The following is a 24,568-nucleotide window of genomic DNA, read 5'->3' on the forward strand; positions in this document are numbered from 1 at the left end:
TTTGACGAAAACAGCGATGAAACTCAGCCTCCGTAGCGCCACGATTCACATTCCCATTCTGTTTTGGAGGCTCCCGTGAGCGGAGCATGGAAGTTTCGCTACTCATGGGACGTCTCTCCAGGTTTGAACGATGTCGGTTGAATCACGCTCGAGGTCGAGTTGCTCATAGCATCCTCGACAGGATCCGACCCAAGCACCCATCGATTGGGCGGTTTTCACGATCCGTTCGTAGATCTCTCTGTATCCGGGGAACTCCTGGTTGTTAATGAACTTGAGATGCCACAGGACAGTCATAATCGCGCCCTGTTCCTGGGCTTCTTGGAGCAACGCTTCACACTCTTCCCAGGCCTCATCAAATGATTCTGTCGCGTTCATAAGTGCGTTTTCCATGATGGTCACTGGAAAAACGACGAATTCGTCCTCAAAGGGACGAAGAACGCCGTACTGACCATTGAATCCGTACTCACTGCTCGACCCCATACTTGAGTCGTATTTCAGTCCGATTTTCCGGTGGTATTCCCACGTCTCCGGCTGGTTTAAATTGAGATAGTGCTGTCGTCCTCCTATGATCTTCCCTTCTAGCAACTGTTCTAGCGTTTTTTTCTCGTATTGAAGTCTGTCAAATTCAGCATAGGAGTCATATGAGCCGTGTAGGCCAACTTCCCACCCTCCACGCTCGAGTTTTTGGATTACGTTGATGATTCTCTCGTCAGAAAGTGCGTATCGGCCAGTATAAAGAACCCAATTTATTGGTTTTATCCACTCGAACGGCTTCTTATCGTGTAATAGTCTCTTTTCATTCAAAAAATAAAATGAAGAGCGTACACCGAGGTCTTCTTCAAGACGCATAAGCTCGTCAAATTGCCAGTACGGCTGTTCGCCACGCACTGCCGACCAAATGTGTGTAAGATCCCGTTCAGTGATTGCATAGTACGGTGCGTGAAATGACTTGTATGGGCGGTCTACGTCGTGAGTGAGGCACAATGCGAACTCATACTCATCGAGTAGTCCACTCATGAAGATGCCACCCCTTTAACTGTGTTGACAATAAATGAAGCTGTGTCAATCTTCTCATCAAGGAGCTTCTTCCGCCGTTTTTCCCATACTGAAGGCGATTTGTTAATTATTGCTTTAGCTCTCGTAGCTACCTCTTTGGGTGTTGCACCTTCGGGTAATCTATAAAGAAGTCCATATCTCGCTTCAAGTTCCTCAAGAACCCCTGCATGTAGCGATGAAATATACAACGCTGGAGTCCCGAGAATTGCACTCTCTATAGCCATTGTTGCACTTTCACCGATAATGAGATCTGCCTGATGAAGGAAGTCATGTATCGCGTGGGGAGGAATGTCGAGTCTATGGTTCGCTAACGAAGGTGGGAGAGGTGACTCAGCAGAAATAACGACGGTTGCACCCATTGCTTCTAATTCGTGTATTAATGAGGCCACCTGTGCTATTCCGGTCTGTCCAACGTCGTGGGCTGCCGCCCACGAAACAAGTCGCAGAAGGACAAGTGGGTGTCCACCAGTGTCTGGAAGCAAGTCTGCAACTGATTCGTCAGGAATGAATCGATGAGGATGAAGGTAGGCTAACTCGTGAAATCCGGGGTACCGCACCTGTTTTGCACCAAGCTCATCCCAATAAGAACTAGGTGTGCAAATAATATCGGCGAACGGAAATGTAATACCATTTTGGAGTTTTGCATGTTCAGTATCAGTAAGGACGATACTCCGACAATCAAGTAGTGAGGACGCATGGGCAACAGATGGCTCTCCGATAGCGATCGCCACTACTGGTTGCAGGGCCCGTATCTCTCTAAGCAGACGAAATTCGTACGCACACTGAGTCGCAGCGAGCTGGGGAAGAGAGGAGGTTTGCCTTGCAATAATTTGATAGTCAATATCGATATTGTCCAGAAGGTGTGATATAAGCGGCCGTTCGCGAGCAAATACATGGACTTCATACCCCTGAGATTCGAGCATTGCAATCGGGTGTTTGAAAACGTGAACGTGTGCGGGATGTTGAATAGTGACGACAATCCGTTTCTCTCTCGCGAGTCCTGTCATAGTGGATTCCCCATTGGCACAACTTGGAAAGCGTTTGCCTTTGTAAACTCATCACCTTGACACACATGTCTTCCCCTCCCCACCACCATCCTAATCATCTGAATGAGCAAACCCAAAGCCATTGTTCTGTTCGGTAGACCCTTTAATTTGTTAAATGAGAAACACTGTTTCAGGGGGTCAATATCACTCTACTCTGTAAATATTGGAACTCTAACAAAATCTACTGCTATTCAACTGCTACTTTCCGACTGTTAAACAAAGACAATTTTTCGTGGAAGGTATCTTTGAATATCAAGAAATTACTAACCCTTGAAGAACGACATTTGGGTGGCACAGCTGGAGGGGATCCCCCGAAGTCACTCCTTACTTGTTTGATCCGTCTCAGATTCTTTCGCGTCGTGTCAGGAGGCGGTTGGGAGTGGGGTGTACCTAATCAACGAGTTTTGAAATCTTCGGTCTTCATCATCAAGAACGGCGTAGTCTTTTGAACGACCTGGGGTGATTGTACTGTCTGTGGATACGTTCGTATCTGCAAAGCACGTCGTAAAAACAGGAGACTCAAGCGCGGGTGCGTCAGCCCGAGTGATAGGATGGGGAGTTCACTGACGCCTGTGAAGCAATTGACCAACCCAATTTGGCTATGTGGGCACCGCTCAACGCATTGGCTAGTGCGATTTGCAATCGACAATACGGACAGCATCTGATGATTTGGATTCTGAGGTATTATAAAGCACTCAAATTATCGAAAGCAAGAATCTATACCTCAGCTCCAGACCTCTTCATACACTGAATATATCTCGTCTGCGATGTTATTCCAGGCAAACCGATCAGCATACTTGAGAATTTCTTCACGATTCCAATCTCGAGAGAGCCCCTGTTCAAGTATCTCTTTGAGTGCATACCTATCGTTTATTTGGCAGTATAGGCCATGTTTTTCACTAGTGATGATCTCATCAACTCCACCCGAATTAGTTCCGATATACGGTTTTCCACACCCCAACGCCTCAAACATTACGGTGGGGTTCCCTTCGGCCTCACTTGCCAATGCAAATATATCACAGGCATTCATCCATTGTACCAGGTCTTCTTCAGACAGATATCCTGGGATTTTGATATCAACAGTGTTGGAACTGTGCTTATTTGCGAGTCGATTCAGGGTTTCGTACTCCTCTCCCTGTCCTCCGATGACGAGCATGAGTTTGCCGTCGATATTGATCTGTGACACCGCTTGGATGAGAAGATCGAATCGCTTCCGCGGTATCAAATATCCGAGGGAGAAGATAAGATTCGTATCTTGATCAATACCCAAATTGGATCTTGCTACATTGGTTTCGATCGTTGGCAACCGGTCTCGGTCGAAACCGTTGGGAATTGAATACACCGCGTCGTTGAAACGGGAGAGTTGTTGACAGTCTTTTTCATTCACTCGAATGATCGCATTAGCAGAACTCCATGCTTGATAGAGATCACTATTACCGGAACTCATCTCTCGCGACAGTCTACCTTCATTTTCATGAACCGTAACGACAGATGGGATGTCATACTCCTTTTGAATTCGCGCAGCGACGTAACCTGAAGTCCAACTGAAGTGGGCATGTACCAGATCATAATTATGCAAATGACCATTTAATTGTCGTTTGAGGCCATAGTAATGGTGGCGGCCGAGTAGTCGGTACCAAGGTGATAAGGGTGCATATGTTAATGGTACAGGAACGACCTCCACGTTCTCAGGCCGGTCTTCATCGATTTTTGAGTCACGGCCATATTTTTTAACAATCCTATCATCTACAATCCAATTAAGATCTGTTAAACGGTTGTATCGTACTGTCACAGTGACATTGTCAAAACGTTCGGCCAAAGCATCTACCTGCCCTTTGGTGAAGTTATTGTAGTGATGGGCAATAACCAGTAAATTTGATTCCACTGTGGTTCTTGATTGGTTTTTTGACTTGACGTGGGGTTTACTTATGCCTTGCATGCTTCTATAACCTGTTTCGCAATCAAACCGACATTACTCATGGAACTGCACCTCTCGATTCTCGTTCGCCTGCATATCGAACAACATCGCGAACATCAGGAACATACTCCCAGTCGTGAACAACAGCCCGCTGAGCGCAATCCGCACGAACAACGGGTTCTCGAGCCGTTTCCACGAATATAACGACCATCCCACCCCGAGCGTCCCAAGCGACGCCGCAACCGCTCCGAACAGGTAAAACAGGGCGAGCGGATGGAAATCCAGAACCAGATACCTGGTTTTCAGCCGCCACAGGAAGTTTCGCAGTAACATCCCCGAGACCTTCCGAATATAGGTTGGGTACTCGATATTCGACTCCTCGTCTCCGTAGTTGGCGGGCATTGCGACATCTGCCACGCGCATCCCTTTGGCGTTCAACTTCACGAGCAGATCGTTGCAGTAGCCGTAGTACTCGTACAGGCCATCGATGCCGACGTTCTCGAGGGCGTGATTCGAAATCGCCGTATAGCCGTTCTGTGGATCCATCATCTTCCAGTAGCCGGAGGCGATTTTGGTGAGGAACGTGAGGATCGAATTTCCGAAAAATCGCCAGGGAGACATCCCACGACGGTACTCCCTGTAGAGCAGTCGATTCCCCTTCGCGTAATCTGCCTCACCCTCCACGATCGGATCGAGAAACCGTGGGAGGAGCTCCGGATCCATCTGCCCGTCGCCGCCCATCACTGCTGTGATGTCTATGTCGTCAGCAAGCGCTCGAGTGTACCCCGTCTTGATCGCGCCGCCAACGCCTCGGTTCGTCTCGTGCTGGATGGGGACGACCCGTTGATCGAACGCGACACCTCCATCCGTGGACGTGGCGGCAAATTCCTGTGAGCGTATCATCTGTCGAGTGCTGTTAGCCTGTCGTGCAAAGTGCTGAATCTCGTTCCAGGTTCCATCAGTCGAAGCGTCGTCGATGACGTAGACGCGGTCGACGTACTCCGGCATCGTCCTGATAACGTCCCCAACAAATCCTTCCTCGTTGTAGGCGGGGACGACGACGCCGATGGTGTGATCTCTATACACCTGCTTCACCCCCAATCGTGTATACTCGGTGGTTACTGTACTCGAGCGTCTGCTGCTCGAGCGCGTCTCGACCATCGATGATGCAGAGACCACTCTCGGCATCTCGAGCGTCGACGTCCTCCCATCGGATCTCCTCGAACTCCTCGTGGGGCGTGACGAGGACAACTCCGTCGAACGACCGCTCGTACACCTCCTCGAGCGCGAGCGGTTCGAGATCGAACGCCTCAAACGACTCGAGCATTGGATCGACGCCGTACACGGAGGCTCCCTCGGCAGTCAACCGCTCGGCGATGGCGAGCGAGGGGGAGGCACGGATCTCCTCGACGCCGGGTCGATAGGTCAACCCAAGAACCAGTACCGATGCGTCTGATAGCTCCGTCCCCGTCGCAGCGAGTCCGTCGCGAAGTTTCTCGACGGTGTAGCCTGGCATCGAGTCGTTCACGGCTCGAGCCGTCTCCAGAAGCGGTGCGTCCGTCTCGAACGGATCGATCAAGAAGTACGGATAGAACGGGATACAGTGGCCACCAACACCTGGGCCGGGGTCGTGAATGTCACAGTACGGCTGGGTATTGGCGACGTCGATCGCCTCTCGGACGTCGATGTCGAGTTCGTCGGTGAACGTCGCCAGCTCGTTGGCCAGCGCGATGTTCACGTCGCGGTAAACTCCTTCGAAGACTTTCACCGCCTCGGCCGTCGTCGCGTCAGCGACGGGAATAACTCCTCGGTCGTTGATCTCCCCGTAAATAGCAGCGGCGAGACGGGTGCTTTCCTCGTCTACTCCGCCGACGACTTTGGGATACGCACCGCGGATGTCTTCGAGCGCTCGACCGCTCGAGGTTCGTTCCGGACAGAACGCGACGCCGAATTCCTCGGGTGATAGCCCCGACGTCGCCTCGAGTTTTGGGAGGACGCGATCGATCGTCGTCCGGGGCGGAACCGTACACTCCACGACGACGAAATCGCCCGGTTCGAGGCCACGACCGATGTCGTCGACGACCGCATCGAGGATCGCCAGGTCGGGCTCGTTGCGATCGGTGATCGGCGTCGGAACGATAATAACGTGAACCTCGCCTGCGGTTGCCGCGTCTCGAGGGTCAGTCGTCGCAGCCAACGCGCCCTCGGAGACGGTTTCATCGACGAGACTGGCAAGACCTGGTTCTCGCTTCACGTGGCACGTGCCATCGTTGACGGCGTCGACGACGCCATCGTCGATGTCGGCACCGAGGACGTTGCCGGTCACGTCAGCAAAGATGGCCGCGAGGGGCAGTCCCATCTTTCCGAGCCCATAGACCGAGACGGGAATGTCGCCGTTCACGAAGGCGGCTTGCACTTCCGCGTCCGACAGAGCGGTGTCGTAAACCCCGCCGGCAACCTGTGCGGAGCCGGATTCAGTCATGGTACACCTCCAACGACTGCGTCTGATATCGTCCTTGCCTGTCGATCTGGGTAGCGATCTTCAGCGCTGTCAGTCCGTCATCGAGCGTCACGTCTGGAGTGGTTCCCGTCGCGACCGTCTCGAGGAACGATTCGAGTTCGTTCCGGAGTGGCTCTTCGTTGGGGACTCGTGGGTGTTCGACGATGCTCTCGTGTGTGTACCGAACGTCGCCGTTTTGATGCACGTACTCCGGCACCGACTGACGGTGGATCTGAATCGATTGATCGAGGTAATCGAGTTCGATGAGACAGCTTTCTGCGGTGATCTGAAGTCGTCGAACTTTTCGCTGGGTCAACCGACTTGCCGTCAACGAGGCGATCGCTCCGGAGTCGAATTTCAAGAGCGCGCTCGCGTGCTTGTTGTCCGCGACACCGGCGCTTCCGACAGTAGTTGGTGACTCCCCGAGTAACGAGCAGACGACGTCGATGTCGTGGATCATCAGATCGAGGACGGCGTTATCAGCAATCTCCCGTTTGGGTGGGGGGCCGAGCCGTTCGGCTTTCACGCCGATAATGGAAAGATCCGGGACAATCTCTGAGAGTGCTTGCACAGCGGGATTGAACCGTTCGATGTGCCCAACCTGCACCGGCACGCCCGACCTGCGTACCGCCGATTTGAGCCGTTTTCCATCCTCGAGGTTGTCAACGACTGGCTTCTCGACGAGGACTGCCACGTTGGCGTCGAGACAGGTCGTCACCGTGTTGTAGTGGAACGGCGTGGGGACGGCTACGGAGACCGCATCGACCTGCTCGAGCAACGATCTGAGATCGGTGGCGGCCACATCGTATCTGTCCGCGACCTCTCGTGCATGCTCGACGTCGACGTCGTAGACGCCCACGAGGTTGGCCGTCGGCAGGTTGTCGTACACGCGTGCGTGGTGTTCCCCCATCGTGCCGACACCGACGACGCCGACGTCAACGGGGTACTGAGCAGCGTTTTCGTCGGTTCTCGTATCATCTTGCATAGTTGGTCGTCACCTCCGTGATGTGGTCGATATCAGCCGCAGAAACGCCAGGGTGAACGGGAAGGGAGAGTACTTCACTGGCTGCTCGGTCGGCGACGGGAACGGTCGCATCGACACCGTCGTACGCCGGTTGGTTCGGGATACACGCTGGATAGTACACCGCTGAGTCGATCCCCTGTTCTGCAAGTTGATCCTGGAACGCGTCTCGGTCTCGAGTGCGAACGGTGTACTGGTGATAGGCGTGACGAACGTGGTCTGGTTCGACCGGCACCTCGAGTTCGCTGTCGTCAATCGATGCCGTCAACTGAGCGGCGTTTTCCCGGCGACGGTCGACGAAGTCCGGGAGTCGCTCGAGTTGCGAGCGACCGATAGCCGCCGCGAGGCTCGTCATTCGGAAGTTGTGCCCGACTGCGTCGTGTGCGTACGTACTCGCCCCTTCGGCACGGCCGTGATTGATGAACTGTCGAACTCCAGTGGCGACGTCGTCTCGATCGGTCACCACCATTCCACCTTCTCCCGTGGTCATGTTCTTCGTTGGGTAGAACGAGAAACAGGCGGCATCTCCGAACGAGCCGACGGGTTTCCCCCTGTAGCTTGCCCCGTGGGCTTGCGCAGCGTCCTCGATGAGCGGGACGTCGAGTTCCGATGCGAGGTCGAGAAACGCGTCCATCTCCGCGGGCAACCCATACAGGTGAACGACGAGAATCGCGTCGATTGGATCGTCTGCTACTCGCCGTCGTGTCGCCTCCGGATCCAGATTGTAGGTGATCGGATCGATATCGGCAAACACGGGGTCGGCTCCGGCGAGCCTGACCGCGTTTGCCGTCGCCACGAACGAAAACGGCGTGGTGAGAACGCGATCACCGTCCCCGAGATCGAGTGCTTCGATCGTTGCGTGAAGGGCGGTCGTCCCGTTCGAGGTTGCAACAGCATAGTCGGTCTCACAGTAGTGGGCGAACTCGCGTTCGAATTCGCGAACCTCCGGCCCATCTGCAAGCATTCCGCTTTCGATAACGGTCGAGACGCGATCGAGTTCCGTCTCGTCCAGTTGTGGTTTAGCAATAGGTATCATTCAAATCGGTTCCCTCCATCGAGCGCGACGGGAAGTGGTTCGTGTCTCGCCGGAACGCCAACTGCGAGCGTTTGCTCTGGGACATCCTCGGTAACGACGGCCCCAGCAGCGACAAATGACTGCTCGCCGATTGACACGCCGGGGAGGACGGTCGCGTTTGCCCCGACCGAGACGTGATCGTTCAGCCGTGGGCCTTCGAGGTCGACCTCCTGTCGAAGCGGGACTGGATCGTTCGTCATGACCGCGTGGGGGCCGATAAAAACGTTATTCCCGATGGTGGTTCTCGAGGGGACGTACGTTCCGGTTTGCAGGCTAACGTTCGAGCCGATGGTCGTGTGCCCATCGACGACGCTGTTCGTCCCGATCAGTACGTCGTCGCCGATCTCCGTGTGTTCGCGTACGAGTGCGAAGTGTCCCGTGGTGAATCGGTCGCCGATGGTGACGTCGTCGTAAATGATTGTCCCCTGTCTAATCGTTGCATTATCACCAACTACTGGTGGCTGTGCCCCATCATCGTAGCTATATCCAAGTGTTACCCCCGCGCTCATCTTTTGGCATGAAAGATACATCCCGGTATAAGCGAAAACCATAGTTACAGCACCTTTCGTTGGTTAATCGGCAACGGTTAGCTCGTCGGACGCCACGCTCAGGGACAATAGTGCTTTACTACCCGACCCCGCTGACGTCTTTCTACCATATCCACGACACGCCGAGCACTGATTCTGGAACCGGCCTACGAAAACATACGCTCGATCGATTTCTCGATCACAGACCCGAGTTGACGGAGTCCACGGTAGAGCTCTCGACCGATCGGCATTCCATCGTAGATCCACAGGAGAAATCCGGCGATAAACAACCCGACGACACCCTGCATGTACAGCGATTGATCCAGCTCGATCAGTGCCTGGAGGTATTCTTCGTTTGCAGTGATGAACCCACCTGTAAACCCCTGTCCACTGCCGCCCTCAACCGGACGCACTGGCCATAATACTCGATTGATGGGGAACCGACCATCCCGGATGTATATCGGGAGAATATCCGCGGGGAGATGCAACAGATACCCGATTCCGAACGCCCATCCGACGCGCGTTCGGTCGCGTCGCCGTGCATACCAGCTAACAGCGCTGGTCAACGGAACGGCGAAGAATATCGAGTGACCCAGCGCATACCCACTGGGGAAGATTCCGTACTCCCACGCAAGTGGCTTGTCGATCAGATCCGGTAACACGGAGGCAAACACGACGACGACAGCCTCGCCAGTAGTCGGAGACTCCCGATAGACTACGTGAGTAAATACTGAATACCCGATGTATCCGACCACAGCATGCTCCCAGGGCATCATGTGAGTGAGGTACTCATCGTGACGACTGTCGCGCTCAAATAGCCCGTACCAATCTATACGAGATCCTGACGTTCACCCTGGGTTGCCAGGGCCCCTGCTTGATTTGGATGGTTCTCGTACAGCCAGTATGGAGTACGTCACCGTTCGTGACGAAGCAGTACCCGCTATCGGGCTTGGCACATACCGACTCGACGGAGACGAGTGCTTCGAGACGGTTCAGACCGCCCTCGAGATAGGCTATCGCCATATCGATACCGCAGAGATGTACGACAATCAGTCCGAAATCGGTGACGCAATCGCCACAACGCCGATCCCGAGAGACGACCTCTTCGTGACGACGAAAGTGTGGAAGACGAATCTGGAACACGATGCGGTTCACCGCTCGGTGGCAGCGTCACTCGAGGCACTCGGTTTCGAGTACCTGGATCTCCTGTTAATCCACTGGCCGACCGACGACGTCCCCGTCGAAGAAACGCTGGGTGCGATGAATCAGTTGCAAGCGGACGGTCGAGTTCGCCACATCGGCGTGAGCAACTTTTCACAGTCTCAGCTCGAGGAGGCGATAGCGGCTTCCGAAACGCCGATCGTCACGAATCAGGTGAAGTACCACCCGTACGTTGATCGGGACGACCTCCTCACATTCTGTCGTGAACACGGTGTGATGCTGACAGCCTACAGCCCGCTTGCCGAAGGGCGGGTAGCCTCCGACGGTACTCTCCGCACAATTGGGGATCGGTATGGGAAATCGCCGACACAGGTCGCGTTACGATGGCTCACCCAGCAGGAGGATGTGATAGCTATTCCGAAAGCCTCGGGTATCGAGCATCTACAGTCCAACATCCAGGTGTTCGATTTCGAACTGACCCCTGAGGAAATGGATCGGATTTTCGCCCATCGTGGGGGTTTGCTCTATCAGGTGCGGAACACGCTTGGACTATAGCTGTATAGGGACAGGCTACTCCATTCCACGATGGTGCCATTGGAGCGAACAGCCTCGGAATACTAACCGGAATGGGAGTGGCTAATTCGCCTGTGGATGCGTTCAGGCGGAACTCAACCGTTTTGTCGGGGTTAATACGACCCGATGTAAACGATCGACTCAGTAGAGCATAGTTAACCGAAGAGACGGTACGCGGGTTCAAAAGCGGTCGTGGGTGAGTATTGGAGCCATGCAGCCGCCTACAGCAATCGTTCTCGCAGCGGGTGAAGGGAGACGGCTTCGCCCACTGACGAAATATCGACCGAAGCCGATGCTTCCGGTCGCGACCAAGCCAATCCTGGAGCGCGTGTTCGATCAGTTGATCGGCGTCGGGATCACCGACATCGTCGTCGTCGTTGGATACAGACGTAACCGCGTCCAATCGTACTTCGGATCCACGTACGGAGAGGCGTCGTTGACCTACGTCACACAGGAAAAGCAACTCGGGACGGGACACGCACTCGCTGTCGCCGAATCGGAAGTAGATGGAACGGTTCTCGTATTGAACGGTGATCAGATTGCCGACGAGACGTTGCTCCATGACGTCATTTCGGCACACGACGCATCGGCGACCGCGACGCTCGGGCTCTTGCGAAAATCGTCGATCGACGAGTACGGTGGTGTGATCCTCGAGGATGGTGTCGTCAGCGATATCGTCGAAGACCCACAAGACGATCGTGAGTATCTGTTGAACGCGGGCGTGTACGCGTTTGAACCGGACGTGTTCGACATGTTGTACAACGGCGCGCCACGAATTGGAGAACGGTTGCTGATCGACGCGATCATGGAACTGTCCGGCGCCGGGCACGAAATTCGAGGCGTCGTTTCCGACGGGTTCTGGGTCGACGCGACGTATCCGTGGGATCTCCTCGAGGTCTCGTTCGAACTCTTCGACGGAGGACTCGTCGACGGCGGGCACGCTATCGATGCGAGTACCGAACCGAATATTCACGAGACGGCTGTGTTGCGAGAGCCGGTAATTGTCGACGGCGATTGTGAGATTGGCCCTGGCGCAGTCGTCGGGCCGTACGCCTGTATAGGGGAGAACACGATCATCGAATCGAACGCGGTCGTAAAGCGAAGCGTTCTCGATTCGGATACCAGAGTGAACGCCAACGCGACCGTAATCGATTGTGTCACTGGCGTCGGTGTACAAATCGGTGCTGGGTCATCCATTCCTGGTGGGCCTGGAGACGTTCGAGTCGGGAACCGAGTCTTTGAGGACGAACCGCTCGGAGCACTCCTCGCGGATCGCGTCTGTGATCGCGGTGGTGTTCACTATCTCTCTGGATCGATCGTTGGGCCTGAGTCCGTCATCTATACTGGTTCAGTCGTTCGCGGAACGATTGCGGAAGGAACGGAGGTACAATACTGATGTGCGGGATAATCGGTTATGCCGGGAAGCGAGAGGATGACAGCCTCGAGGTTCTGATGAACGGCCTCTCGGGCCTCGAGTACCGGGGATATGACTCTTCCGGGGTTGCAATCGCCAACTCAACGATAGAAGTATTCAAACGAGAAGGGCACCTGTCCGCCCTCGAGGAGACGCTTCCAGCGAGAACCGTCCCGGGAACGGTTGGTATTGGCCACACGCGATGGAGTACACACGGCGAGCCCTCGGACAGGAACGCCCACCCGCACACTGATTGCCAGGACACCGTGGCCGTCGTTCACAACGGGATCATCGAGAACTTTCAGTCGCTGCGCGACGATCTCGCGGCTGCGGGCCATACGTTCGACAGCGATACCGATACCGAGGTGGTTCCCCACCTGATCGAACACGAACTCGGAAACGGTGCAAGTCACACGGAAGCGTTTCGGCGCGCGGTCGACCAACTCGAAGGGAGTTACGCGTTGGCAGCCGTCTTCGAGGGCGACCACACGCTGTATGCTACGCGTCAGGAATCACCGCTCGTCGTGGGTCTCGGTGAGGACGGATGCTATCTCGCCAGCGACGTGCCGGCGTTCATCGAGTACACGGACACCGTCGTGTATCTCGAGGACGGAGAGTTCGTCCAACTCGATCCGTCGGGCATGGAAGTCACGGATAGCCAGGGGAACGCCGTCGAAACGACGACCGACACGATTGAGTGGGATCCGGAGGATGCCGGGAAAAGCGGCTACGACCACTACATGCTCAAGGAGATCCACGAGCAACCGACGGCGATCCGCAAGTGTCTCAGAGGTCGGGTACAGGAATTAGAGGAATCGGTGTCGATCGATTCGTTGTCCGACGTGTCCGAACCAGGCGCGGTTCACTTCGTCGCCTGTGGAACCTCCTACTACGCAGCGCTGTACGGCGCTCGCCTGTTTCGAGAACGCGGGATCTGGGCCCAGGCGTTTCTGGCCAGCGAGTACGATCCCGGGGTAATCCCGGTCGACGATGATACGATGGTCGTCGGGGTGACCCAGAGTGGCGAGACTGCAGATACGCTGAGCGCGCTTCGGGGCGCAAACCGGGCCGGTGTCGAGACCATCGCGGTGACGAACGTCGTCGGTAGTTCGGCCGCTCGAGCGTGCGATCACACGCTGTTTATAAGGGCCGGGCCCGAGATTGGGGTGGCAGCTACGAAGACGTTTGCGAGCCAGCAGACGGCACTGGTGTTGCTCTCGAGTGCGCTCACCGGCTACGACGACCCCAATCTCCTCAGGGCGTTCCGGAAACTTCCCGATCAGATGCAATCAATTCTTGATCGATCTCGAGCCGATGCGGTCGCAGAAGCGTACCGGGACGCCGACGCCTACTTCGTAATCGGTCGTGGGTACACCGAACCCGTCGCATACGAGGGTGCGTTGAAGATGAAGGAGATCACGTACAAACACGCCGAAGGGTTCGCCGCAGGAGAGCTCAAACACGGCCCGCTCGCCCTCGTGACGGAGCGGACACCGGTGTTCGCGCTGGTCTCTGACAATGGTATGGCCCGGAAGACGATCGGGAACGTCAAAGAAGTCGAGGCTCGCAGTGCCCCCGTCGTTGCAATCACTGATGTCCCCGAGATGGTCGACCCGTACGCGGACTTCCTGCTCGAGGTACCGAAGACCCACGAGTGGTTAATGCCGATCCTGGCGAACGTGCATCTCCAGTTGGTTGCGTACTCGATTGCCAATCAGCTCGGACGATCGATCGATATGCCGCGGAATCTGGCAAAAAGCGTGACCGTCGAGTGAGGGTCGATCAAGATCACTTGGAATCAGCCCCGAACCGGAAACTCTGGTACCGAAAATACTGGGAGGAGAGTCCGACTGCTGAAACCAGATCAAATGACGAAACGGTACTACACGATATCGTCAGTGGCCATCAATCAGTCTGGAACTCGAGGATCGATCCAGACAGGGTACCACCACCGCCACCGGCAATCGCTCGGAATTCGTATGCCGTGTCACTCGAAAGACCGTCTATCTCTACGCAGAACGAATCCGACGAATTGAGCCGCTGGAACCCCGCCCAGTGCCACGATCCCGTTCCGGCTTCCTGCCACGTGAAGTAGACATCGACGGTATCGAGTCCGCCGTCGTCGATAATCTCGCCGTTGAGCGTCGCTGACGAACCGGTGACATTAGTTGCTGCTCTCGTTTGAACGGTGGGGGTCGATTCGTCCTGCTCGTCCGTTTGGAACTCGAGGATCGATCCTGATTGCGTGCCACCACCACTTCCGGTGATTGCACGGAACTCGTAGTCAGTTCCGCTCGCAAGGCCGTCTATCTCTACGCTGAACGAACCCGACGAACTGAGGCGCTGGAACCCCGCCCAGTGCCACGATCCCGTTCCGGCTTCCTGCCACGTGAAGTAGACATCGACGGTATCGAGTCCACCGTCGTCGACGAGTTCGCCGTTGAGCGTCGCTGACGAACTGGTGACGTCGGTTGCCACCCTCGTTTGAACGGTGAGGGTCGATTCGTCTTGCTCATCCGATTCATCGTCGTCAGCCGTTTCCTCCTCGTCGTCAGCGGATTCATCTTGCTTACTGGACTCACCACCGTAGCCATTCGATCCATATCCGCCCGCACCGTAGCCATCTGTTTGTTCAGCCGCGCCAGTCTGGGCTGCCAGCGGAACTGCCGCGACGCCGAGCAATTTGAGTGCCGATCGGCGACCGATGAACGACGTATCCGAACGCCCCTCGGACGTGGAATAATCAGTTTCGGGATCCTGCTCTGACGTGGTCTGTTCCGACGCTGGGGGTTTCTCAATCACGTCTTACGCACGGTAATAGTCGATTAAAGCAGGTCGGGTACACTGGTTCGGTTTTGAAGTCATTCATCAGTTCGCGAATTACATTGCGCCTGAATAATTGTCGTCGTTGATACGAAGCCGTACGTACTCGTCGCGAACGCCCACAGTGTTCCCACTCGGCTGTCACTTGTGTCCTGGTTCACCAACTGATCGTTTCTAAATTCGTGATTAGCCCACTAAACCTGGTGATGCTGCCTCCTTCACCACAATCCTCGAGTCTTCCTCGAGCATGAAGACGTACGTGACCCACCCGTTCTCGACGGAAGGTGACGCTCTCACGACTGTCGATCCTGCTGGCGGAGAAGTGACCACGAACAGGACGATTAGAGGAACAACTGGAACGATTTACACACTGATCTTCGATACGGCTGGCGATCGGGTGTCCAATGACGTGCAGTGGCTGCTATTGGGGCGCGCCACTCCGCTCGAGGCCGAACAGCGGTTCCGACGTGAGGGGGTCGAGGTGAGGATGGGGTCGTGTTGAAGGCTGGGATCGAGTGGATTCCCTCTCCATTGGTGGGAGGGGAACCAATTCTCGAGGCCGGATGTCACCCGTCTTCGTCCGGCTCGACGCCGACGTCGACCCAGAGATGGACAGTGTAGTCTGCGTTCTCGCTGGTTGGATCTGCTGGGACGTCGTCGACGTACAGGAGCCATACGATCCGCGTGTCGTTCTCATCGATCGTCGGTGCAATGTCGTGGGTGTGAAGCCACGTTTCGTTGTGCGCTACCTGCGTGTGAAACCGCTGTAGCTCGCGCTGTTCGTGCACGATCGAGTCGTTGTCGACGGTTTCGACGTCCTGTTCGACGACGACGACGGTGTAGTTGACAGTTCGTTGTTCGTTGTTGCCGATGCCGAGGACGATCTCGGCGCTTTCACCCTGGGCGAACTCCGTGGGGTAGCCGGATGCCACGAGGTCGCCGTCGTCGTCCTCTGTCAGGATATACAACTCGGAGAACTGTTCCCCCTGGGGCGGGACGGCGATGGCGAAGACGATGCTTCCGACGGCGAGCACGATCGAAGCCACCAGCAGGAGGTTCAGAAGTGCGTCAGCACGGGAATCCGCTTCGAACAGCTCTGCCCGTCCACGATGCCACCACTGCCGGTACGGAACGCGAAATCGCTCCTCAACCGGCAGTTCCCACCGACGGTAGGCCGCAATTGCGGTTACCGGAAGCGTAAACCCGCTTACGGCGATCATGATCGGGGTGAGTCGGATCCCCAAGGGTGTGAAGTTCAGCCCGAGTCCGATCAACGGGACGATGGCAATGCTCAATCCAAACGACACGGCGACGCGTTCGATGCCGTCGATCCCGGGTCGAGGCACGTCGACCCAGCCGGCCACCATCTGGTCGCTCGAGTCGGACGAATCTGCGTCCCTTTCGTGAGCAGTACCTGTAACGGGTTCGTCGCCCTGTTCCGGAAAGAGCGCAGCGATAAACGCGTATCCGGGGACGAAGAGGATGAACACAAGGCCGACGGGTACCCTGAGCGGGGTCTCCCGAATCAACGGTGCGAAGACGGCAACGTTCGTAAGTACGACCATTCCAACAACCGCTGATAGATCTGCAGGGAGATGCCGTACGTGCCGGGGCAAGAGCAGCCACAGCGATCGGGCTGCGTTCATTTACGCCATCGTTTGACGATCACCGGTAAAAATCGGCAGTTTGCACACGCCGGACGAGGTGTTCTGAGGGGATACTCTCCTGTGGACGTTACGCGAAACTGCGAAAGTTCGATCCACCGCACTGACACTGTTCGCCGAGTCCGATGAGAAAGACCGACCCGTCCGTTTCGATCTCCGCACTGAAGATCGACTGACAGTGCTCACACTGTACGGCGGTCTTTTTCTGGATATTCTCCCGTTTCATGGGCAACACAATCTACACCGGAATATCCCTTGATCGTAATTCCAAAATGAATAGGATCGATTTGGGAGAACGAGGCGTACCGTCCGCCGAAACCTCCCCTATCCCGCGACTTTCGATTTCTTCCGGGAGGGGTGTCAGTAGATATATGCTCGAGGCCTCGCAACGGGTCATCAGGATGCTGGGGCGTGGCGTCGACCGGGTCGCAACTACTCGTGGTGATCGGCCGTGAGTGTCGGTGACCGACTGACCGCGGCCATCGTAACTCACAGCCGCCACGTGCTCGTTCTCTGTCTCCTCACGACACTGATACTGGGTGCTGGCCTCCCCGCACTCGAGACCGACACCAGCCTCGAGCAGTTCCAGACGGAGACACCCGAGAGCGACGCCCTCGCCTACGCCGATCGACACTTCGACGAACGCGACGAGAACACGACGACGACGCAGGTCATCTTCCGGGAGGAAAACGCCCTCGAGCGGGACTCGCTGCTCGAGGGGCTCCGATTCCAGCAACAGCTCAGACACGACGACACCATCGGCCCGACGCTCGTCGACGATCACCCCACCGTCGGCGTCGAGAACGTTGTCGCGACGGCGATCATCCGTCTCGAGGAGGCCGACGAACTGCAGGAACGCGCGGATACACTCGAGCAGGAGGCTGCCGAACTCGAGGCCCGAATCGACACACTCGAAGCACATCTCGAGCACGTCGCCTCGATCCAGGTCGAGTACGAGGCGTTGAACGCCTCCTACGAAGCGGGTGAGGTGAGCGAGGACGAGTACGAACGGCGGGCCGCCGAACTCGAGACCGACCTCGAGGAGACGGTGGCGAACGCAACCGCTGACCTCGACGACGAGCGGGCGAGCGAGTTCGAGCGAGCCGCAGCAAGCGTTCGGGCGATTGAGGCCGAAATCGCCGCCCTCGAACGCGAGTACGAAGCTGGCGACGTCGACGACTCGACGTACACCAGCCGACTCGAGCGTCTCGAATCCGACCGTGATGGGGCGATCGTCGACGGCTCGCGGTGGTTGTTCGTCGACGAGATCGAGGCGATGGCTCAGGCGACCGACGACCTCAAGGCCGAACGAGAGGCCCTCGAGCGTCTCGACCTGCCGCCGCTCGACGCCCAGATCGAAGCGCTCGAGGAGGCCGACGACGACGCGTTCGATCGGGCGATCACAACCGTCCTTGCCGACGGCGGCCCCGGGAGCGAGCGTGCATTGCGGCTCCTACCGACCGGTGCGGAACCCGCGTCGCTCGAGTCGAGCGATCGAATGGTACTCGTCAGCCACTCGCTGGATCGAGGCTCGGGCCCATCCGGGGAACTGGGAGCGGACGTGATCGACGCCCAGCATGCCATCGACGCCCACATCGCTGACCGCGGTGACGACCACCTGGTGTTCGGGTTCGGACTGGTCGCCGCGGAGGTGGATCGTGCGGCCGTCGATACCGTGATCCTCGTTGGACCGCTCGCGCTCGTGTTGGTCATCGGGGCGCTCGCAATGGCTTACCGGGACGTCCTCGATATTGTCCTCGGCGTTGCTGGGATGCTGGCCGTCCTCGTCTGGACGTTCGGTATCATGGGCTGGACTGGAATTGCGTTCACTCAGGTATTCGTGGCCGTCCCCGTCCTGCTGGTCGGCCTCTCCATCGACTACGCGATCCACGTCTTCATGCGCTATCGGGAGGCTCGAGTTGGGGATGGCCAGAAGGCCCAAGTTGGGGACGATCTGGCGACTCGAGTTGGGGACGACAGCGATACCGGGGTCGGCGACTCGATGACGGTCGCCCTGGCCGGCATCGCCACCGCGTTCGTCTGGGTGACGGCGACGGCGTCGATCGGCTTTCTCGCCACCCTCGTCAGCCCGATCGATCCGATCAGGGAGTTCGGACTGGTCAGCGCACTCGGTATCGTGGCCTCGCTTTGCGTGTTTGGAGCGATGATCCCGGCGGCGAAGGTCGAACTCGACGATGCCCTCGAGGCACGTGGCATCGACCGCCGAATCCGGGCGATCGGTGGTGCCAGCCGCGTTGGCCGCATTCTGGCTAGCGGTGGGGTAGCTGCCCGCCGTGCCCCTGTTGTGGTACTCCTCTGTGCGTTGCTCGTCACCGCCGGCGGTGCCTACGGGGCAACCCACGTCGATACCACGTTCGACGAGGAGTCGTTTTTGACTGAGGAGCCGCCGTCCTGGACGACCCACCTCGGCCCGTTCGCTCCCGGCGAGTATCGGATGCAATCGACGCTGACCTATCTCGACGACAACTTTCAGCGTCAGGACGGCCATGCCCAGATACTCCTCAGGGGCGACGTCACCGACGGCACGACCCTCCAGCGCGTCAGTCGAGCCGAAGAACGGGCACGCTCGAGCGAGGTCGTCTACGTCCTTCCCGACGGATCGGCCGACGTTCGGTCGCCGCTGACGGCAATGGAGGCCGCAGCCGCCGAGAGCGAGTCGTTCGATGCGACCTATCGGCTGGCCGACCGGACGGACGACGATGTCCCCGACCAGAACGTCCTCGGGCTCTACGACGCGGTTTTTGACGTCAACCCGGGTGGTGCCAGCGAAGTTATCTACCGAAGCGAGACCGGGGAGTACGAGGCGATCCGGCTCGTCGTCGGGATCGATACCGGCACCTCGAGCGCGGAGACGGCAGCGGAGATGCGCGAGATTGCGGCGATTCTCGAGGGTGCAAGCGAAGGCGGAACAGCGACAGGTGAGTCGAGTCTCACAGATCTCGACGACCAGCGATGGGAGGCGACGGCGACTGGCGAACCGCTCGTGACCTACGCCCTCGAGCGAACCCTGTTTGCGAGCGTCGTTAACGGATTGCTTGTCGCACTGATCGCCGTCATGGGCGTCCTCACGGTCGCCTACCGGCTCACTGGGCGCGGTGCGATGCTCGGGGTCGTCACGGTGATTCCCGTCGTCATCGCCCTGGGTGCCACGCTGGGGACGATGGCGATGGTCGGAATCCCGTTCAACGTATTGACCGGGATGGTCACCAGCCTGACGATCGGCCTCGGGATCGCATACGCCGTTCACGTCACCGCACGCTACACCCAGGAACTCGAGGCCGGTCGCTCGGTTTGGCAGGCCCTCGACCGAACGCTGTCGATGACCGGCGGTGCCCTGACCGGGAGCGCGGTGACGACCATCTGTGGCTTCGGCGTCCTGGTCGTCTCGATCGTCCCGCTGCTCCGACAATTCGGCCTCGTCACCGCGATGACGATCGGTTACGCGTTTCTCGCGAGCGTGGTGGTGTTACCGACACTGCTCGCGCTGTGGACGCGATTCGTCGCCCCCGCACCGTACCGTCACGACGATTTTGCGTTCGATCGATCGTCCTGGCGAGGTCGACTCGCTCGAGTCGGTGATCGCGATACCGACGGTGACAGCGACTGATCTCGGTGGTCGACCAGTTTTTATCGATCCGGGCCGGCAGCAGTTGTGTTCCCAATGGGCGTCTGGGTTGGCGACAGTCCAGTTCCCGGCAGGTTCCATCGATGAAGTACACAGGTGGGATGGCAGTACCGTCGTACGGATTGAATGTTAGTATTCGAATAACAACGACTATTTACGCATCCGTTTAGTACGATCATCACAACAGAATGCTGTCCCCGATATTCTTCGAAACGTCCGGAGGGGCGATCGAATGAGCGCCCCCGATCGAATCGCCGAGGCGATCACCACCTACAGCAAGACCATCCTCGTAGTCATGCTGGTGGTGACGCTCGTGATCGGTTCCGGTGCCACGATGGTCGACGACGACTCCTCCCTCGATCAGTTCGAAAGCGACTCTCCAGAACTCGAGGCCGCCGAGTACATCGGCGAGAACTTCACCGTCGAGGAAACCGAGAACACGACGACCGTTCAGGTGATCGTTCGCGGGGAGAACGTCCTCTCACAGGAGTCGCTGATCGACTCCCTCGAGTTCCAACAGGCGATTCGTGCCAACGAGTCGATCAACGCCACTCTCGCCGAAAACAACGCGATGACGGGCGTCGAGAACATCGTCGCCATCACGGCGATACGCGGCGACCAGGCCGACGAACTCGCCGAACGCGGGGCCGAACTCGAGGAACGAAGCGAGTCGCTCAACGAGACGAGCCAGCAACTCAGCGAGGCGCTCGAAACCGTCGTCGGGATCGAACGGGAGTACGCTGCCCTCAACACCTCCCACCAGGAGGGTGAGATCGACGAAGAGACGTACGAACAGGAGGCCGGCGAACTCGAGGATCGCCTCGATGAGACGATTGCTGACGCGACCGCCGACCTCGACGCCGAACAGACGGCGACGTTCGAGGCTACTGTCGCTGATCTTCGGACGGTCGTCAATAACGAGTACCACCTCGAGCGCCAGTACGAAGCCGGCGAGATCAGCGACGACGAGTACGAGTCTCAGTCCGCCGAACTCGCCGAACAACGTGAGGGGCTGTTCGAACAGGGGACGTCAGGCGTCCTTGCCGACGAGTGGGAACAGCTCGAAGCAGACAGCGAGGAACTCGAGGCCGATCAACGAGCGCTCCAGACCGCCGACGATCCGACCCTCGAGGAACAGATCGAGGCCATCGAGAACCTCGACGACGAGGCGTACGAGGAACTCATCGCCGACGTCCTCTCTGACGATGGCGAGGATTCGGCTGCCCTGGCGCTCATGTCGACGGGCTACGAACCCGGCTCGACCGAAGCCGAAGCCCGGATGCTGTTTCTCACGCAACTGACCGACGGAACCGGTATGCCGGAGATGGGCGAAACCGACGACCCCGCCTTCGACGCCCAGCTCGTGTTACAGGATCTGGCGAACGCACACGTCGACAGCAACGACTACATCGTCTTCGGCTTCGGCATCATCGGCGACGAGATCGACCGATCGATGGGCGACAGCCTGGCAATCGTCGGGCCGCTGGCGCTGTTGTTCGTCGTCCTCGCACTCGCCATCGCCTACCGGGACGTCCTCGACATCGCCCTCGGCGTCCTCGGCATTCTCCTCGTGCTCGTCTGGACGTTCGGCTTCATGGGCTGGGCCGATATCGCGTTCAATCAGATGTTCGTCGCGGTGCCCGTCCTCCTGATCGGCCTCTCGATCGACTACGCGATCCACGTGTTCATGCGCCATCGCGAGCAACGCGAAGCCGCTGGCATCACCAGCGACGTTCGTGGTTCGATGGCGATTGCGCTTGCCGGCGTCGGCGTCGCACTGGTGTGGGTAACTGCGACGACCGTCATCGGCTTCCTCTCGAACCTCATCAGTCCGATCGCTCCGATCCGCGAGTTCGGCGTCGTGAGTTCGTTCGGCATCCTCGCGGCCCTCCTGATCTTCGGCGCGCTCGTCCCCGCGGCGAAAGTCGAACTCGATTCGCTCCTCGAGCGGGTCGGCCTCGACCGGCGAAAGCGCGCCTTTGGCACCGGCGGTGGTCGGTTCAGCAGCGTGCTGACGATCGGTGCGACGGCCGCGCGGAAAGCACCGCTCGTGATCCTCGTCGTCGCTCTCGTGTTCACCGCGGGCGGCGTCTACGGAGCCAGCCAGGTTGACACTTCCTTCAGCGAGGAGGATTTCCTTGCCGACAGCCCACCGGAGTGGGCACAACACCTGGGCCCGCTCGCTCCCGGTGAGTACCAGGCGAAATCGAACCTCGACTACGTCAACGAACACTTCCAGCGCCAGGACGTACGTGCCCAGATCCTCGTTCAGGGTGATATCACCGATCCGGAGACACTCGAGCGACTCGACCGCGCCGAACGCGAAGCCGCCGAGAGCGAGGACGTCGTTTACGTTCTGCCAAACGGCGAGGCCGACGTCGAGGGGCCAATTTCGAAGATGCGTGATGTGGCGGCGGTGAACGAGTCGTTCAACGAGACGTTCACCGCTGCTGGCGGTGGGCCGGACTCCGTTCCGACCCAGGATCTGGAGACCGTCTACGACGAGTTGCTCGCCACCGATCCGACGGCGGGCGAGTACGTCTACCGCACTGACGACGGCGAGTACGAGGCCGTTCGGCTGGTGGTCGCCGTTCAGGGAACCGCCGAGTTCGGCGATATCACCGACGAGATGCGGGCGATTGCCGCCGGCATCGACGACGACGGTACCGATCCACGCTGGACGGCCACGGCGACTGGCGATCCGGTCGTCAACTACGTCGTCGAGGGCGACCTGATGGCCACGGTGCTCGAGAGCCTCATGATCACACTCGTTGCCGTCGTCAGCTTCCTCTCGGTCGCCTACTGGGCCACCGGAAAAGGGGCGATGCTGGGTATCGTCACCCTCGTGCCGGTTGCTCTCGCCGTGAGCTGGATTCTCGGGACGATGTACCTCCTCGGGATGCCGTTCAACGTCCTCACGGGGATGATCACCAGCCTCACCATCGGCCTGGGCATCGCCTACAGCATCCACGTGAGTTCACGCTACACGCTCGAACTCGAGCGACAGGGTAGCGTCTGGGACGCGATGGAGACGACGGTCACTGGCACCGGCGGCGCGTTGCTCGGCAGTGCAGCGACGACCGTCGGCGGCTTCGGCGTTCTCAGTTTTGCCATCCTGCCGGTGTTGCGTCAGTTCGGGATTATCACCGGGTTGACGATCATCTACGCGTTCCTCGCGAGCGTGATCGTCCTGCCGACGCTACTCGTCCTCTGGACGCGCTATTTCGGCCCCGACGTCTCGTTCGCACCGACGACTGCGTCACCCCGAGGGACGCCTGCGAGTGACGGTGGCCTCGAGTCCGACGACTCGAGCGAGGAATACACGGGAGGTTACGACCGATGACGACAACGACCCCGACCGAGACCGACGCCATCGAGGCGTTCGAACGCCTGGGACTCACGAGTTACGAAGCGCGGGTGTTCATCGCCCTCCAGCAACTGGGTTCGGGCACCGCCCGTGACGTGGCGAGCATCACGGACGTTCCCCGCTCGCAGGTGTACAGCGTCGCCGAGAGCCTCGAGGATCGGGGCCTGCTGGAAGTTCAGCAGTCGAGCCCGATTCGGTACCGACCGGTGAGCATCGACGAGGCGCGTTCGACGCTTCGATCTCGCTTCGAGAACGAACAGGAGCGAGCGTTCGACTACGTGGAGCAGGTACGGAGCGAACCCGGTGGCGAGGAAGAACAGGAGGACATCTGGACCGTTCGCGGACGCGCACGCATCGACGACCGGACGCTCGATCTGTGCTCGCGGGCCGAGGAACGCGTCGTCTTCGGAACCAGGCTGGAACCCCTCGTCACCGACGAACTCGAGGCCGTGCTCGAGAAACAGGCCGCGGCGGGACTGGAGGTCGCCGCTGTGAGTCGGACGCCAGCGGTTCGCAATCGGCTGGATCGTCTCGACGGAGTGACGGTGTTTTCGCCACCTTCACACCACCAGAGTGACGACCGATCGGGACGGATCGTGATCGTCGACGACGATACGATTCTGTTGAGCGTCGTCGACGATGACGGCAGCGAGACGGCGTTCTGGAGCGCTGGCTCGCGCTTTGCCTCGGTGTTGATTCAGTTGATCGAAGCCGCCGATGGCGGTCACGCGCCGGTTGCACCCGATTCGACCGACTGACAGCCGTCTTTCGAACGCA

Annotated in this window: 18 protein-coding genes; 6 read left to right on the top strand and 12 right to left on the bottom strand. The window is 58.2% G+C overall.

Features of this window, described 5'->3' with window-relative positions; translation table 11 throughout:
• Nucleotides 1-102 precede the first annotated feature (102 nt).
• From NGM68_RS13695 to NGM68_RS13735, 9 genes are all read right to left on the bottom strand, one after another.
• Entirely contained in the window at nt 103-1,017 is a 915-nt protein-coding gene (locus NGM68_RS13695; protein ID WP_252698797.1) for a polysaccharide deacetylase family protein, read from the bottom strand.
• A complete protein-coding gene (locus NGM68_RS13700; RefSeq protein ID WP_252698798.1) occupies nt 1,014-2,063 on the bottom strand; it encodes a DUF354 domain-containing protein in 1,050 nt (349 codons plus the stop codon). Before NGM68_RS13700 ends, NGM68_RS13695 begins: the two co-directional genes overlap by 4 nt.
• A 763-nt stretch (nt 2,064-2,826) precedes the next feature.
• The gene (locus NGM68_RS13705) at nt 2,827-4,041 is read right to left on the bottom strand and encodes a glycosyltransferase (RefSeq protein ID WP_252698799.1); all 1,215 of its coding nucleotides are present in this window, start codon (nt 4,039-4,041) and stop codon (nt 2,827-2,829) included.
• A 33-nt stretch (nt 4,042-4,074) separates the two neighbouring features.
• Nucleotides 4,075-5,106, bottom strand: a complete 1,032-nt coding sequence (locus NGM68_RS13710) for a glycosyltransferase family 2 protein (RefSeq protein ID WP_252698800.1) — start codon at nt 5,104-5,106, stop codon at nt 4,075-4,077.
• Nucleotides 5,099-6,502, bottom strand: a complete 1,404-nt coding sequence (locus NGM68_RS13715) for a nucleotide sugar dehydrogenase (RefSeq protein ID WP_252698801.1) — start codon at nt 6,500-6,502, stop codon at nt 5,099-5,101. The genes NGM68_RS13710 and NGM68_RS13715 overlap by 8 nt, the downstream gene beginning before the upstream one ends.
• Nucleotides 6,495-7,505 carry a Gfo/Idh/MocA family protein gene (locus tag NGM68_RS13720; protein ID WP_252698802.1) on the bottom strand — a complete coding sequence of 337 codons (1,011 nt, stop codon included), beginning with the start codon at nt 7,503-7,505 and terminating at the stop codon, nt 6,495-6,497. Before NGM68_RS13720 ends, NGM68_RS13715 begins: the two co-directional genes overlap by 8 nt.
• Nucleotides 7,495-8,577 carry a DegT/DnrJ/EryC1/StrS family aminotransferase gene (locus tag NGM68_RS13725; protein ID WP_252698803.1) on the bottom strand — a complete coding sequence of 361 codons (1,083 nt, stop codon included), beginning with the start codon at nt 8,575-8,577 and terminating at the stop codon, nt 7,495-7,497. Before NGM68_RS13725 ends, NGM68_RS13720 begins: the two co-directional genes overlap by 11 nt.
• Nucleotides 8,574-9,125 (bottom strand): acyltransferase, encoded by a 552-nt coding sequence (locus NGM68_RS13730; RefSeq protein WP_252698804.1) that lies wholly within the window; start codon nt 9,123-9,125, stop codon nt 8,574-8,576. Before NGM68_RS13730 ends, NGM68_RS13725 begins: the two co-directional genes overlap by 4 nt.
• Nucleotides 9,126-9,310: 185 nt before the next feature.
• A complete protein-coding gene (locus NGM68_RS13735; protein WP_252698805.1) occupies nt 9,311-9,919 on the bottom strand; it encodes a metal-dependent hydrolase in 609 nt (202 codons plus the stop codon).
• Between the two features lie 127 nt (nt 9,920-10,046).
• Between NGM68_RS13735 and NGM68_RS13740 the strand changes: the two genes are divergently transcribed.
• The 3 genes from NGM68_RS13740 (at nt 10,047) to glmS (ending at nt 14,066) form a co-directional block, all read left to right on the top strand.
• The gene (locus NGM68_RS13740) at nt 10,047-10,859 is read left to right on the top strand and encodes an aldo/keto reductase (protein WP_252698806.1); all 813 of its coding nucleotides are present in this window, start codon (nt 10,047-10,049) and stop codon (nt 10,857-10,859) included.
• Between the two features lie 229 nt (nt 10,860-11,088).
• Nucleotides 11,089-12,273 (top strand): sugar phosphate nucleotidyltransferase, encoded by a 1,185-nt coding sequence (locus NGM68_RS13745; protein ID WP_252698807.1) that lies wholly within the window; start codon nt 11,089-11,091, stop codon nt 12,271-12,273.
• On the top strand, nt 12,273-14,066 hold the full coding sequence (gene glmS / locus NGM68_RS13750) for a glutamine--fructose-6-phosphate transaminase (isomerizing) (protein ID WP_252698808.1): 1,794 nt from the start codon (nt 12,273-12,275) through the stop codon (nt 14,064-14,066). Before NGM68_RS13745 ends, glmS begins: the two co-directional genes overlap by 1 nt.
• A gap of 130 nt (nt 14,067-14,196) precedes the next feature.
• Here glmS and NGM68_RS13755 read toward each other — a convergent pair whose 3' ends face one another.
• The 3 genes from NGM68_RS13755 to NGM68_RS13765 all read right to left on the bottom strand — a co-directional run bounded on the left by NGM68_RS13755 (nt 14,197) and on the right by NGM68_RS13765 (nt 17,004).
• Nucleotides 14,197-15,093, bottom strand: a complete 897-nt coding sequence (locus tag NGM68_RS13755) for a fibronectin type III domain-containing protein (RefSeq protein ID WP_252698809.1) — start codon at nt 15,091-15,093, stop codon at nt 14,197-14,199.
• Between the two features lie 587 nt (nt 15,094-15,680).
• On the bottom strand, nt 15,681-16,760 hold the full coding sequence (locus tag NGM68_RS13760; RefSeq protein WP_252698810.1) for a DUF1616 domain-containing protein: 1,080 nt from the start codon (nt 16,758-16,760) through the stop codon (nt 15,681-15,683).
• 88 nt (nt 16,761-16,848) lie between these two features.
• Nucleotides 16,849-17,004 carry a hypothetical protein gene (locus tag NGM68_RS13765; RefSeq protein ID WP_252698811.1) on the bottom strand — a complete coding sequence of 52 codons (156 nt, stop codon included), beginning with the start codon at nt 17,002-17,004 and terminating at the stop codon, nt 16,849-16,851.
• Between the two features lie 225 nt (nt 17,005-17,229).
• Between NGM68_RS13765 and NGM68_RS13770 the strand changes: the two genes are divergently transcribed.
• The 3 genes from NGM68_RS13770 (at nt 17,230) to NGM68_RS13780 (ending at nt 24,549) form a co-directional block, all read left to right on the top strand.
• Nucleotides 17,230-20,406: an MMPL family transporter gene (locus NGM68_RS13770; RefSeq protein ID WP_252698812.1), complete on the top strand. Its 3,177-nt coding sequence runs from the start codon at nt 17,230-17,232 to the stop codon at nt 20,404-20,406.
• A gap of 250 nt (nt 20,407-20,656) precedes the next feature.
• On the top strand, nt 20,657-23,767 hold the full coding sequence (locus NGM68_RS13775; protein WP_252698813.1) for an MMPL family transporter: 3,111 nt from the start codon (nt 20,657-20,659) through the stop codon (nt 23,765-23,767).
• Nucleotides 23,764-24,549, top strand: coding sequence for a TrmB family transcriptional regulator (locus NGM68_RS13780; protein ID WP_252698814.1), 786 nt, complete (start codon nt 23,764-23,766; stop codon nt 24,547-24,549). The genes NGM68_RS13775 and NGM68_RS13780 overlap by 4 nt, the downstream gene beginning before the upstream one ends.
• The last annotated feature ends 19 nt before the right edge of the window (nt 24,550-24,568 follow it).

The sequence above is a fragment of the Natronosalvus vescus genome, from assembly GCF_023973145.1.
GTDB classification, from domain to species: Archaea; Halobacteriota; Halobacteria; order Halobacteriales; family Natrialbaceae; genus Natronosalvus; species Natronosalvus vescus.